12 protein-coding genes are annotated in these 13,468 nt (G+C 69.3%); 8 read left to right on the forward strand and 4 right to left on the reverse strand.

What is annotated here, in order from left to right; translation table 11 throughout:
* Nucleotides 1-97: 97 nt before the first annotated feature.
* Nucleotides 98-610 carry a hypothetical protein gene (locus tag ACFVWD_RS28495; protein WP_389600133.1) on the reverse strand — a complete coding sequence of 171 codons (513 nt, stop codon included), beginning with the start codon at nt 608-610 and terminating at the stop codon, nt 98-100.
* A gap of 237 nt (nt 611-847) precedes the next feature.
* Here ACFVWD_RS28495 and ACFVWD_RS28500 point away from each other — a divergent pair, with 237 nt between their 5' ends.
* The 4 genes from ACFVWD_RS28500 (at nt 848) to ACFVWD_RS28515 (ending at nt 7,740) form a co-directional block, all read left to right on the forward strand.
* Entirely contained in the window at nt 848-3,490 is a 2,643-nt protein-coding gene (locus ACFVWD_RS28500) for a beta-L-arabinofuranosidase domain-containing protein (RefSeq protein ID WP_389600134.1), read from the forward strand.
* Nucleotides 3,487-4,896, forward strand: a complete 1,410-nt coding sequence (locus ACFVWD_RS28505; RefSeq protein WP_389600136.1) for a glycoside hydrolase family 43 protein — start codon at nt 3,487-3,489, stop codon at nt 4,894-4,896. Before ACFVWD_RS28500 ends, ACFVWD_RS28505 begins: the two co-directional genes overlap by 4 nt.
* A 65-nt stretch (nt 4,897-4,961) precedes the next feature.
* Nucleotides 4,962-6,347 carry a glycoside hydrolase family 43 protein gene (locus ACFVWD_RS28510; RefSeq protein WP_389600137.1) on the forward strand — a complete coding sequence of 462 codons (1,386 nt, stop codon included), beginning with the start codon at nt 4,962-4,964 and terminating at the stop codon, nt 6,345-6,347.
* Nucleotides 6,348-6,390: 43 nt separating this feature from the next.
* A complete protein-coding gene (locus tag ACFVWD_RS28515; RefSeq protein ID WP_389600139.1) occupies nt 6,391-7,740 on the forward strand; it encodes a jacalin-like lectin in 1,350 nt (449 codons plus the stop codon).
* A 100-nt stretch (nt 7,741-7,840) separates the two neighbouring features.
* On the opposite strand, the gene ACFVWD_RS28520 is transcribed toward ACFVWD_RS28515, so the two are convergent.
* Both ACFVWD_RS28520 and ACFVWD_RS28525 read right to left on the reverse strand, forming a co-directional pair.
* Nucleotides 7,841-8,779 carry a hydrolase gene (locus tag ACFVWD_RS28520; protein WP_389600141.1) on the reverse strand — a complete coding sequence of 313 codons (939 nt, stop codon included), beginning with the start codon at nt 8,777-8,779 and terminating at the stop codon, nt 7,841-7,843.
* Nucleotides 8,780-9,024: 245 nt separating this feature from the next.
* Nucleotides 9,025-9,576, reverse strand: a complete 552-nt coding sequence (locus tag ACFVWD_RS28525; protein ID WP_168514008.1) for an RNA polymerase sigma factor — start codon at nt 9,574-9,576, stop codon at nt 9,025-9,027.
* A 601-nt stretch (nt 9,577-10,177) separates the two neighbouring features.
* Here ACFVWD_RS28525 and ACFVWD_RS28530 point away from each other — a divergent pair.
* The 3 genes from ACFVWD_RS28530 (at nt 10,178) to ACFVWD_RS28540 (ending at nt 11,406) form a co-directional block, all read left to right on the forward strand.
* Complete coding sequence (locus tag ACFVWD_RS28530) at nt 10,178-10,417, forward strand: hypothetical protein (protein ID WP_389600143.1); 240 nt, start codon at nt 10,178-10,180, stop codon at nt 10,415-10,417.
* A 155-nt stretch (nt 10,418-10,572) separates the two neighbouring features.
* Nucleotides 10,573-10,857, forward strand: coding sequence for a hypothetical protein (locus ACFVWD_RS28535; RefSeq protein ID WP_389600145.1), 285 nt, complete (start codon nt 10,573-10,575; stop codon nt 10,855-10,857).
* Nucleotides 10,858-11,028: 171 nt separating this feature from the next.
* Nucleotides 11,029-11,406: a hypothetical protein gene (locus tag ACFVWD_RS28540; RefSeq protein ID WP_389600147.1), complete on the forward strand. Its 378-nt coding sequence runs from the start codon at nt 11,029-11,031 to the stop codon at nt 11,404-11,406.
* Nucleotides 11,407-11,489: 83 nt separating this feature from the next.
* Here ACFVWD_RS28540 and ACFVWD_RS28545 read toward each other — a convergent pair whose 3' ends face one another.
* Nucleotides 11,490-11,999 carry a DUF2637 domain-containing protein gene (locus ACFVWD_RS28545; RefSeq protein ID WP_389600236.1) on the reverse strand — a complete coding sequence of 170 codons (510 nt, stop codon included), beginning with the start codon at nt 11,997-11,999 and terminating at the stop codon, nt 11,490-11,492.
* Between the two features lie 55 nt (nt 12,000-12,054).
* Between ACFVWD_RS28545 and ACFVWD_RS28550 the strand changes: the two genes are divergently transcribed.
* On the forward strand, nt 12,055-13,455 hold the full coding sequence (locus ACFVWD_RS28550; protein ID WP_389600149.1) for a serine/threonine-protein kinase: 1,401 nt from the start codon (nt 12,055-12,057) through the stop codon (nt 13,453-13,455).
* The last annotated feature ends 13 nt before the right edge of the window (nt 13,456-13,468 follow it).

Consider the following 13,468-nt stretch of genomic DNA (forward strand, 5'->3'; position numbering starts at 1 on the left):
GTCCAGTACGAGGGCCTGTGCCCGGCACGCCGAGAGCACGCACCTGACGCCGCAGGGCCCGCCCTCCGGGCGGACGACGGGAATGTGACGACAGGGCCTAGGTCCGTCCCTCCCGCTCCTGTGCGTCCTTCAGTGCCGCGGACGTCGTGGCCCAGCGGGCTCGGACGACTCTGAAGCCGTCCCGTTCCGCCTCGTCGCAGACGAGTTCGTCGTCGTCGACGAGGACGTGGATCTCGCGGTCGCGCGCGAGCCGGCGCAGGATGTCCAGCTTGGTGCGGCGGGCGGGCCTGCGGTCGTCGTTGCGTCGCATCCAGACACGCCCCTCGGGCAACCCCTGCGCGGCCAGCCACTCGACGGTGTCGCGGCGGCAGCGCTCGGGACGGCCGGTCAGATAGACCACCTCGCACTCCTCCGTGCTGCGCAACGCCAGGGCCACCCCCTCCGCGAGCGGCGGATCCTGCGGCGCGGCCGCGAAGAACGCGTCCCAGTCCCGCGGCTTGCGCTCCAGGAACCGCTGCCGGTGCGCGCTGTCCGCGAGCGTGCCGTCGAGGTCGAACACGGCGAGCGGTCTGCTGGTCTTCTCCCTGGTCTTCTCCGTCACGCGGACCACCCTAAACAGGGCCGCCGACACCCGGCACTCCACGGCCACCGCCCGCCCCTGTGAATCCGTAGTCCCCTCGCACCAACTTCCTTCACCACAAGCACTATTCACATCACCCAGCAAGCCCTTACCGTGATGCCTCGCACTGCTTGTTGCACAGCATGTCGCACAACATTCGGTATTTCGAACGAGAACAGGGCGGTGAAGGGACACCACCGCCCGGTTCTTCGGCATGCGGAGGTCTTCGTGAACCCCCCACTCGACAGACGTCACTTCCTCGCCGTCACCGGCACGTCCACGGCCGCCGTGACCCTGGCCGCGGCCGGCGGCGGCGCGGCCCACGCCTCGACCGGGACCGACAGCTCGGGCGTCACCGTCGCCCACGACGCCACCGCTCCCGTCAGGCCTTTCCCCCTCGGCTCGGTGACCCTCCTGGACAGCGCCTTCCGGGCCAACCAGCAGCGCAACTCCGCCTATCTGCGCTTCGTGGACATCGACCGGCTGCTCCACACCTTCCGTACGAACGTCGGTCTGCCCAGCAGCGCCCAGCCGTGCGGTGGCTGGGAGGGCCCGAGCGTCGAGTTGCGCGGCCATTCGACCGGCCATCTGCTCTCCGGGCTCGCCCTCGCCTACGCCAACACCGGGGAGCGGGCCCTGCGCGACAAGGGTCATCGGCTCGTCGCGGCGCTCGCCGGGTGCCAGGCCGCCTCCCCCGCCGCGGGCTTCGGCGCGGGCTATCTGTCCGCGTTCCCGGAGAGCTTCTTCGACCGCCTCGAAGCCGGGACCGGCGTATGGGCGCCGTACTACACGATCCACAAGATCATGGCCGGGCTGGTCGAGCAGCACCGGCTGACCGGCAGCGGACAAGCCCTCGACGTCGTGCTGCGCCAGGCCGAGTGGGTCGACCGGCGCACCGAGCCGCTGTCGTACGAGCAGATGCAGCGGGTGCTGGAGACGGAGTTCGGCGGCATGAACGACGTGCTCGCCGATCTGCACGCCCTCACCGGCGACACCAAGTGGCTCGCCGTCGCCGAACGCTTCACGCACGCCCGCGTCTTCGACCCGCTGGCCAGGAACGAGGACAGGCTCGCGGGGCTGCACGCCAACACCCAGATCCCCAAGATGGTCGGCGCCCTGCGCCTGTGGGAGGAGGGCCTGCCCGACCGCTACCGCACGATCGCCGAGAACTTCTGGCAGATCGTCACCGACCACCACACCTACGTGATCGGCGGGAACAGCAACGGCGAGGGCTTTCACGAACCGGATGTCATCGCGGGCCAGTTGTCGAACAACACCTGCGAGAACTGCAACAGCTACAACATGCTGAAGCTGACCCGGCTGCTGCACTTCCGCACACCGCAGCGCACCGATCTGCTCGACTACTACGAGCGCACCCTGTTCAACCAGATGCTCGGTGAGCAGGACCCGGACTCGGCGCACGGCTTCAACATCTATTACACGGGTCTGGGCCCCGGCGCCTTCAAGCAGCAGCCGTCCTTCATGGGCACCGACCCGGACGCGTACTCCACCGACTACGACAACTTCTCCTGCGACCACGGCACCGGCATGGAGACGCAGGCGAAGTTCGCCGACACCGTCTACTCGCACGACCGGCACCGGCTGCTGGTGAACCTGTTCATCCCGTCGCAGGTCAACTGGCGGGACCAGAACATCACTTGGCGACAGACCACCTCCTTCCCCGATCGGTCCTCGACCGTGCTGACCGTCACCGCCGGACGGGCCGCGCACCAACTCCTCGTCCGTGTACCGTCCTGGGCCGCGGACGCCCGCGCGGCGCTCAACGGCCGCGCCCTGCCCGACCGTCCTGAGCCCGGCGGTTGGCTGACCCTCGAGCGGGAGTGGCGCGCCGGGGACCGGGTCGAGGTGTCGCTGCCCATGCGCACGGTCATCGAGCCCACGCCTGACGACCCCGACGTCCAGGCGGTACTGCACGGCCCGGTGGTGCTGGCAGGGGCGTACGGGGACCGGGCGACGCCGTGGCTGCCGCGCCTGGACACCGGATCCGTACGGCAGGAGTCAACGGACCCGCTGCGGTTCACCGCCCGCGCCGACGGTGCGGACGTCTCACTGCTGCCGATCTCCCGGGTGCACCACCAGCACTACTCCGTGTACTGGCAGACCGGTGAACCACCTCCCCCGCCACCGGAGTTCGCCGCCTGGCACCGTTTCGACGAGACCTCCGGGACCACGGCCGCCGACGCCACCAGGAACGGGAAGGCGGCCCAGCTCGTCGGCGGTGCCGCCTGGACGGCGGCCGGCGTCAGCGGTGGCGCGGTGGCCCTCGACGGCACGGACGGGTACGTACGCCTGGCCGACGACCTCCTTGCGGGTGCCGCCGCCTACACGCTGGCCGGCTGGGTGCGGCTGGACGGCCAACCCGGCGTCTGGGGCCGGGTGTTCGACCTCGGCACCGGTGTCACGGCCAACATGTTCCTCACCCCGCTCAGCGGCGACGGCACCCTCCGCTACGCCATCACCGCCGCAGGCGCGGGTGCCGAGCAGCGCATCGACGCCGCGCCGTTGCCCACCGACCGCTGGGTGCATGTGGCGGTGACGTACGGCGGCGGGACCGCCGTCCTGTACGTGGACGGGCAGGAGGCCGGACGGAACGCCCAGGTCACCGTGGACCCGAGCTACTTCGGCAACCACATCCGTGCCGGTTACCTCGGCACGCAGTACGCCGACCCCTACCTGAGGGGTGCCGTCGACGACTTCCGTGTGTACGGCAAGACCCTCACCGCCGAGGAGGTCGCCGCTCTGGCCCAGGCCTGGGCGACGCCACCTCGACGTGTGCGCAGGACGGGTGGGGACGCGGAGCCGCCGCACCCCCACCCGGAACGACAGAAACAAGGAGAGCCGCAAAAATGATCACCCCCGACCGGAACGCGTCCTCGACGCCGCTCAACCCGTCCCGGCGCAGTCTGCTGCGCGCGATGGTCGCGATACCCGCAACCGCACTCGTACTGGGCGAACTGCCCGGCCTGCTCGGCTCGGCCGCCGCGGCGGCCCCCGCCCACGGCTCGGCCACCCGCTACACCATCGTGCCGTTCCTCAACAGCGACGACGGCACCGTGAACGTCTACCAGTCCGACGACGCGACCGACTTCCGGCTCGTCAAGTCCTCCGCCTACACCCCGCCCGGCAACCGCATCCGCGACGCCAGCGTGTTCAAGCACACCGACGGCTACTACTACATCACCTACACCACGCACACCTGGCAGGACGTCAGCACCACCATCGGATTCGCCCGCAGCTCCGACCGGGCCAACTGGACCTTCCTGTACGACTACACGGTCCCCCTCACCAATCTGTCCCGCGCGTGGGCCCCCGAGTGGTTCGTCGACAGCGACGGCAGCGTGAACGTCATCGTGTCCTGTTCGACCACCGACGACGAGTGGATCTTCACGCCGTATGTGATGAAGGCCGCCAACTCCGCTCTCACCGCGTGGAGTTCACCCGTGGCTCTGTCCGGTATCGGCACCAACCACATCGACACGTTCATCGTGAAGATCGGCTCCACCTATCACGCGTTCCCGAAGAACGAGACGACGAAGTACATCGAGTACGCGACCGCCTCCAGCCTGACCGGGCCGTACACCATCACCCGGACCGGCGACTGGGCCGGCTGGGGCGGCACCCGTGAGGGTCCCTCGGTGATCCAGCTCGACAACGGGGCCTGGCGGATCTTCTTCGACGGCTATGGCGACGGCAGTTACTACTACAGCGACAGCTACGACACCTTCGCGACCTGGACCGCCCCGAAGAAGCTTCCGGGCATCTCCGGAACGGCCCGGCACTTCACCGTGATCAAGGAGACGGTGTCCGGCGGCGTGAACCTGGCGACCGATGTCACCCGTTCCTTCCGGTCGGGCAACTACTCCACCCGCTACTGGCAGGAGCAGTCCGCGCTGCTCAACCTGCCCGTGGTCACCAGCTCCAGCACCACCGCGGAGAAGCAGGCGTCCACCTTCACCGTGGTGCCGGGCCTCGCCGACGCGAACGCCTACTCCTTCCGGGACGCGGCGGGCAACTACCTGCGCCACTGGGACTTCCGGGGCCGCTTCGACGCCAACGACGGTACGTCGACGTTCGCCAAGGACGCCACGTTCGTCATCCGCACGGGCACCCCAGACGGCGCCGTCCGCTTCGAGTCGTACAACTACCCGGGCTACTACCTGCGCCACTACAACTACCAGCTGCGCCTGGACGTGTCGGACGGCACCGACCTCTTCCGCCAGGACAGCTCCTTCGTGCCCGTGACGGCCTGGGCATGACCTCCGCAGCCGCAGCCTCGGCCTCAGCCTCAGCCTCAGCCGAAGAAGTGAGGGAGACGCACCCGATGAGCGACCGCCCCAGCCCCCTTCAGCCGTCCCGCCGCACCGTGCTGGGGGCGATGGCCGCCCTCACCGCCTCCTTCACGATCGGCGTCCCGTCCGCGCGCGCCGCGGCCGGATCCGCGTACGTGATGGGCTACTTCACCGAGTCCCCGAACGGCCTCGGCGACGACTACGGCCTCCACCTGGCCGTCAGCACCGACTCGCTCCAGTGGATGCCGCTGAACCAGAACAACCCGGTCGTGACCCCGACCGGGGGCACCGGCGGTCTGCGCGACCCGTTCATCCTGCGCAAGCAGGACGGCACGTTCGTGGTGCTCGCCACCGACCTCAAGGGCACCGACTGGAGCCTGCAGAGCCAGTACATCCACATCTGGGACTCCGCCGATCTGCGCTCCTTCACCGGCTACCGGCGACTGAAGCTGCACGACATGGCCACCCACAGCTGGGCTCCGGAGGCGTACTGGGACGCGGGGCGTGGCCAGTACGGGATCATCTACTCGGCCGTCAACTCCACGGGCCACAACGTGATCATGGTGAACTACACCACCGACTTCGTGACGGCGTCGACGGCGCAGGTCTTCTTCGACCCCGGCTACGACATCATCGACGGCGATCTGGCCGTGGGCGTCGGTGGGGTCAACTACCTCTACTTCAAGAAGGACCAGACGCTGGTCGGCGCCAAGTCGACCTCCCTGGACCCGGGCAGCTTCACCGTGTTCAGCACACCCGCCGCACACGGCGGCACCGAGGCCCCGATCCTCGTGAAGTCCCAGACGTCGAGCACCTGGTACCTCTGGGGAGACACCTACACCCCGAACGGTGTCTTCTACGCCTGGCAGACGAGCGACCTGGCCGCCGGCACCTGGGCCGCCGTCGACCAGCGGCTCTACACCCAGCCGGTCAACTCCAAGCACGGCACCATCCAGCCGATCACCACCACCGAGTACGACAACCTCGTGGCGGCGTACGGAAAGCCGAGCTGGAACCGGATCAAGTCCTACAACTACCCGGACCGTTACGTCCGCCACGCGAACTACGTCGGCAGGATCGACGCCTACCCGTTCGACCCGTACACCGACGCGGAGTGGAAGCTCGTGCCGGGGCTCGCCGACAGCTCCGGGGTGTCCTTCCAGTCCGTCAGCTATCCCACGCGCTATCTGCGGCACTACAACTACCAGCTGCAACTGGACGTCAACGACAGCACGACGACGTTCGCGCAGGACGCCACGTTCTACCGGACCGCGGGCCTGGCCGACACCTCCTGGTCATCTTTCCGCTCCTTCAACTATCCGGACCGTCACATCCGCCACGCAGACTACGTCCTGCGCATCGATCCCATCTCCACCAGCACCGAGAAGGCCGACGCCACGTTCTCGGTCGGCTACTGACGCCCCGTCATCCCTCAGTACCCAGCCCCCAGGAGACACCCCCATGTCACCTCTCCGAGGAGTCCTCGCCACACTGGCCGCGGCAGCCGCGGCCCTCGGCGGACTCACGGCGACCGCCCCCGCTGCGGCCGCCGCCGACTCGGGCACCTTCAACGTGCTCAGCTACAACGTCGCCGGACTCCCCGAGAGCCTCTCCAGCGCCTCGACCCCGCGCGACACCAGCACCACGGCGATAGGCCAGCGGCTCGGCCCGTACGACATCGTCCACGTGGAGGAGGACTTCAACTACCACGCCTACCTCTACGCCGGCGACACCACGCACGCCTACCGCACGCCCACCAGCGGCGGTGCCGGGATCGGCAGCGGGCTCAACACCCTGTCCAAGATCTCCTACGACACCGACGACTTCGAGCGGGTGCACTGGAACTCCTGCCAGATCGACTCGGGTGACTGCCTGACCCCCAAGGGCTTCACGTTCATGCGGGAGCGGCTGGCGGAGGGCGTCTACGTCGACTTCTACAACCTGCACACCAACGCGGGCACGAACGACGGCGACCTGGCCTCGCGGGCGGACAACCTCAACCAGCTCACGGCGTTCATCCAGAGCCACTCCAAGGGCAACGCCGTGGTGGTCATGGGTGACACCAACACCCGCTACACCCGTACCGGCGACACGATCGCCGAGTTCGGCGCGGCCAACGGCCTGACCGACGCCTGGGTCAAGCTCATCCGCGGCGGCACCCCGCCCGCCAAGGGCAGCGACGCGCTGGTCTGCGACCAGACCGGTGCCACCGTGCCCAACACCTGCGAGGTCGTGGACAAGATCCTCTACCGCGGCAGCAAGCTGGTCACGCTCGACGCCACGAGCTACAACAACGAGCACGCGAGCTTCCTGACCTCGGACGGGCTGATGCTCTCCGACCACGACCCGATCACCGCCAGGTTCACCTGGTCGCGCAACTCCGCCTTCCAGCTGAGCGACCAGTTCGGCGGCCCGCACGGGGACTACTTCAACGACATCGACAGCGTGCCGGCCGGGGCCAGGGCGACCACCCTCACGCTGCGCAGCGGCTCGCGCGTCGACCAGATGGGCCTGACCCTGAGCAGCGGCACCACGCTGACCCACGGCGGTACGGGGGGCACCGCCTCGTCGCTCACGCTCGGCAGTGGCGAGTACGTCACCTCGGCGCAACTGTGCCAGGGCGTGAAGGACGGCAACACCCGCATCTTCTACGCCAAGTTCACCACCAACCTCGGCAACAGCCTGGCGGGCGGTACGACGACCTCGGACTGTGTGACCCGCACGGCGCCGTCGGGCTGGCAGGTCGCCGGGTTCCACGGCCGCACGGGCGACGAGGTCGACAAGATCGGCTTCATCTACACCCAGCGCTGACCGGACACGACCGGGCCCGTGGCCCCTGGTGTGCGCACACCAGGGGCCACGGGCTCACTTGCTCACTTGCTCACTTGCTCACACACGAGGCTCGGCTCACTCACGAGGAGAGCCACTCGGTGGCGTTCAGCGCGAGTGCGGCGTTGGTGGCTCCGGTGTCGTTCCAACCGTCGTACAGGGTGTTGCCGGACTGGCCGGTGCCGTCGTCGATCGGCGAACTGTCGCCCCAGAAGGCGACCTTGCCACTGCCGAAGGTGCTGGTGGCGAAGAAGGCCCCGGTGTTGCCCGAGTAACCGGAGCGGTAGAGCAGGCCCTTGACCGCCGAGTTGTCGGCGGGCTTCAGCGTGGCCGTCGTACCGTTGGCGATGAGGCTCTTGGTGACGGTGCCGAACGAGCCGTGCAGGACGGCGTTGGTGCTGTCGCTGATCGCCGCGGGGTAGCCCGAGCTGATGTTCAGCGAGTCTACGGAGAAGCCGAACGGGTCGGTGGAGTCGACGCTGTTGTTGGTCATCAGGTCGTTGAGGATCTTCACCGCGTCGTAGCCGTCGCTGTTGCGGTCGGCGCCGGTGTGGTCGGAGATCATGAACAGACCGCCGCCGTTCTTCACGAACGTCATGATCGCGGTCTTCTCGGCCGTGGTGAAGAGCGTGTTGGGCTCGGGCAGCACCAGCGTGTCGAAGTTCGACAGGTCGGTGGCCGAGGTACCGCCGTACGTCAGCTTGGAGCCCGAAGGCAGTGTGTCCAGGCTGTAGTCGCCGGTCTTCTGCAGGGCCACGCCCCACGAGGAGAGCGCGCCGGTCCAGTCGGTCTCGGAGGACGGCGAGGAGTCCTCGTTCAGCGGGTTCGGCTGACTGGTGGAGATGATCCAGTCGGCGTTGCCCGCCGTCTCCGCGTGGCCGTTGTCGAACAGGACGCGATGGGTGGTGGCCGCGTGCGCGGGGGCGGCGGTGGTCGTCTGGAGCGCGGCTCCCGTGAGCAGCACGCCGAGCGCGGTGAGGGCGACGGCGAGTCTGTGGCGGGGCCTTGTGGGGGTGAGCATCCGGCATTCCTCCATGGGTGGGGGCGGGGGAAGGGGCGGTGCGGGGCGCCGATCTGCGCGCGTAGAACGGCCGTTGAACGACTGCCGTCCGACACAACGGTGGACAGTACAGACATGATCAAGGCCGCCGGGAGACCCTGCCGCGACTTATCATCAACCTCTTACCTTGCGCCACAACCGGCGTAGAATTCAGGCCAGTTGAAGATCCGCGCGGTGGTTGCCCGCGGCAGTCGGACGATGATCCGTCAGGACGCGTCGACCAGCCAGGGCCTGACCTGCTTGCGCGCCTCGTGCAGCCGGGACTTGAGCGTGCCGAGCGGAATGCCGACGCGCTCGGCGACCTCGGCGTACTCCAGCTGGCAGATGTCCCGGTAGACCAACGGCGCCACCAGATGCGGGTGTTCGCGCTCCAGGCGCTCCAGCGCCTCCAGGAGGTCGATGCGGGATCCGGCGATCACGCTCGTGGTGCGCGGGTCGACGTGCTGCGAGGCATCGATGACGTCCGGCTGCTCGGCGGCCCGCCGCTTCAGCTCGCGGTACTTCTGACGGGCGCAGTTGGCGACGACCGTGTAGAGCCAGGTGCTGAACCGGCTGCGCCCCTCGAATGAGGTGATCTTCCGCGCCACCTGGAGGAGGACGTCCTGCGCCGCCTCCTCGGCGTCCTCGCGACAGGGCAGGAAGCGCCCGCAGCGCCGCACGACCTCCGGTCGGATCCCCTGGAGCAGCAGGTCAAGGGCTTCCGGATCGCCCGAGGCCGCGCGCAACGCGAGCTCCTCGGTCGCCGCCGCGTCCTGCACTGGGTGCTCCCCTCGGTGTCGATCAGAGGCCAGGCATCATAGTTGCATGGACTGCCTCGGCAGACAGACCGGGAGGTCATCCCTGACGCCCGGTTCAGCAGGGCAGTCGTCCGTGCCCATGCCACACGGAGTGTGATCCGGAAGTACCGTCGGACGCCCTCGTCGCGTACCAGGCCTCCCAGGACGTGAGCGACCAGGCCCACCGCGGGGTCCGGATGCCAGACGAGTGTGCGCTCGGCGAAGTGCGCCGTCGTCTCGGCGAGCGCGGTCACTTGCGCGTGGACAGTGCTCAGGCAGGAAGGGACGGCGGACAAAAGGGAGTTGAAGGTACGATTCATGTGGACCTCACCAGTTCGAAGCGGTGAGGTGCGGGCCCGCACCCCGGACTGTGCCGGCGTGAGTTCTCAAGGTCCCGCGTGCCTGGTCGGGGCACGAACCACGGCGAGGTCATGGACTTTCGGCTTTGCGAATCCGCAGGTCGGATCCCGTTGGGGTGGCATTTGCCGCGAGGTCTCGTTCGCGGTGTCGGCCCGGAAGGGCTCGACCTGTCCCCTACTCTGGGCGACCGGCAATCCAGCGATCTCGACGGGGAGTTGAGGCGGTGGCAGGAGCGGAAGCGTCAGAGCCGGGAGGGGACCGGCTGGGACCGGACTCCGAGGTGGCCCGCACAGCGGCACAGCTCCTGCTGACGGCCTTGGAACTGCTCTATGACCGTTGCCTTGAGCAGCTGCGACGGCAGACGACGGGGCGGCGGGGCGGTGAGGCAAGCCGCACGGACGAGGCGGTGTGGAGCGAGGTGCACCGGCTGGTGCGCCGTCAGATGGTCATGGACCGGGACTAGGGACTGAGCAGGGCGCCGGACCGTGTTCCTCAGTTCCACCGGGACACCTTCGTCTCGCTCCTCGCCGGCCTGCAGGCGGGCAAGGGCATCGGCTTCGACCAGCAGCGGATCGTGGAAGCCACGATCCGTCTTGCGCTCCCCTACCGGCTGCCCCCGTGCTCGTGGGACAGCTGCGCGTGGTCGTACGCGACCTGTGGCGGGTGAGCAGGGCGAGCGGCGACGGCGGGAAGTCGAAGAACGAATTCCTGCACGCTGTCAGCGAGCGGGCGCTCGACGAGATCGCACTGCTGGACCACGGGATCTCCCTCTCCGATCTCTACATCGCCCGGGGACACGAGGAACCTCTGGCCCGCACACTGGTCCAGCAGATCCGCGACCGGCAGCCGGGGCAGCGTCTGCGGAGTCGCCCCAGAACCGGGCGGAGACCGCCGGGGACCTGATGCGCGCGGCGGTGCGCGGCCTGCCCATCCGCGAAGTCGTCGCCCATCCGCTTCTGCGACGGCGAGCGTTGGCACAAGGCGCGTCGCAACAAGCTGAACGAGCTGAACGAGCTGATCCAGCGGAGTCTGGTCGACCACGCACCACACCGGCACCAACTGCCGGCCGCCGCGGTGAGCGAACGGATCCCGAGCGCGGACGTTCCCTGGATCGCCGCGCTGGCGAAGCAGACGGCCGAACAGCCGGCGTCCGTCACCTACGGCGCGGCACGTGCCGCGTTGGCCCGGTGCGGTACGGAACTCGCCTGGTGGTGTGCGGAGTTGTGGGCGGGCGCGCCGTGCCCGGACCCGGACGTGAAACTGGCGGCCCTCAGGCTGTGGGGCGATCTCGTGCGGCTGGGTGCGGCCGAGCGTCCCTCCCTCGCAGAGCAGGCCGGCCTGGCGGCGTCGTTCAGCGCGTCTCAGTGGGCCGGCGCTCTCTCGGTCCTGCGCCATTGGAACAGCTCGGAGGTCGCGCCTCTGGAGGCAGTCCCGGACAGGTCGAGCCGGTGACGGGCGCTCGCCCACTCGGCCGTGTGGACATGGGCGTCCCACAAGCCCGGCAGCAGCACCCGTCCCGCCAGATCGGGACCCGCTCACCGCCGGCCGGCACCGCTCGCCCCCCGGCGCCCTCCTCCGCGACGGCATGGGTGACTCTGCCGCCCGCCACCCGCAGGCGGGTGAGCGGTCCACCCGCGCCGAGCCGCACCCGGTCGAGTATCGGCGCGGTCGCCGGGGACAGGTCTCCTCCTGGGAGCCTGCGCCGAGCGCTTACGAAGTCCGCCATAAGGCCTCCATCTGCGACGACACGCGGTCTCGACCGGAGCGCGACGGATGTGACTCCCAACCGAACATCCATCAAGCCTTACCTCACCTCCCTGATCCGCCCCGTCCTGCGGGTGTTGGCCGCCGACGAGACCCTCGGTACCGAGGAAGAGTGCCCTGCGCACGGTGCCGCGTGCTCGGCGGCCGACGCGACCGGTAGGCTTCAACAGCCCGACCGTTGCCAGGAGCAGCAATCCGTCCAAGGACAGCGGCCACAGCGCCGCGCTCGTGGCATCCGCCCCGCCCTGGAGAGCAAATGCCCGCTGGTGAACAGATGCCAGGCCATCTCGACCGTGGTCGAACCCACCGGCTCACGGGCTTTCCGGCGGGTCGTCCATGCTGAGGGATCCCCTCGATCGGATCGGCCGCTACCGTCTGGACCGGCGTCTCGGCGCGGGTGGCTTCGGCGTCGTCTGGCTCGCCCACGACGAGGTGCTCGAGGCCGTCGTAGCCCTGAAGGTACTGTCCGACAACTGGGCCGACCATCTCGACGTCCGCGAACGTTTCCTCTCCGAGGCCCGGCTGCTGCGCAAGGCCGACTCGAACCGGGTCGTCCAGGTCTACGACATCGGCGAACTCCCCGACGGCAGGCCCTACTTCGTCATGGAGTACGCCGACGGAGGCACCCTCGCCGACCGGATCGAGGCCGGGCCGCTGCCCATCGCCGAGGCGCTGCGCCTGACGGCCCTCGCGGCGCGGGGCGCGGCCGCGCTGCACGCGGCCGGGATCGTGCACCGCGACATCAAGCCGTCCAACATACTGCTGCGCACCTCGTCCGGCGGCGCCGACCGCGTCCTGCTCGCCGACCTCGGGCTCGCCAAGAGCCTGGCGCAGGCCTCCGGGCTGACGATGGCGGCGGGTTCCGCGGGCTACACCCCGCCCGAACAGGCCCAGCCCGGTTCGGGCATCGACGCGCGGGCCGATGTGTACAGCCTCGGCGCCCTGGGCTACCACCTGGTCACGGGGTCGGTCCCCGGGCCGCCCGGCAAGGTCGTACGACCCGAGCGACTCCGTACGGATCTGGCCCCGGACGCGCAGCGGGCGCTGCTGCGCGCCATGGAACCCGACCGCGAGCGGCGCTGGCCCACGGCGCTGAGCCTGGCCGTGGAGTTGGAACGGCTGGCCGAACAGGTGTCGATGGGGTCGGTCCGCGTGCCCCGGCGCCGTCGTCGGACCGTACTGGTGGCCGTGGCCGCCGCGGTGGCGGTCGGCGCGGCCGGTGTGACCACCGCGCTCGTGACCCGGCGGTCCGACGCCCCGTCCGTGACGGTCGAGGACGCCTCCGGACAGGTCTCGGTCGAGGTTCCGCACGAGTGGGGCCGTCAACTGCGCGACTCCGGGTGGAATCCGCGGACCGTGGGCCTGTCGGACACGCACGAACCGGGTCTCGCCGTCGCGGACGACCTGGCGAAGTGGCAGAACCTGCGCTCGGGCGTGGACGGGGTGTTCGTCGGCCTGAGCGAACACGGCGACGTGCGCGGCAGGGTCGGGGCGATCGCCCACACCGACTGCCACTACGAGGGCAGCCGCACCTATACGGGCACGCGCTGGCACGGGCTGATCCGGACCTGGAACGCCTGTCCGGGCAGCCATGGCTCGCTCACGGAGGCGGGGCTCGCCTCGGCGGGCTCGGCGGGCGGGAACCAGCAGCCACAGCTGTACGTCCAGATCCGCCAGACCGCCGGCAGCGCCGCGACGACCGACCGGATTCTCGGCTCCATACGGGCCGGAGACTGACGAGCGGGGAGCT

It is taken from the genome of Streptomyces sp. NPDC058086, from assembly GCF_042885015.1.
Lineage (GTDB): Bacteria > Actinomycetota > Actinomycetes > Streptomycetales > Streptomycetaceae > Streptomyces.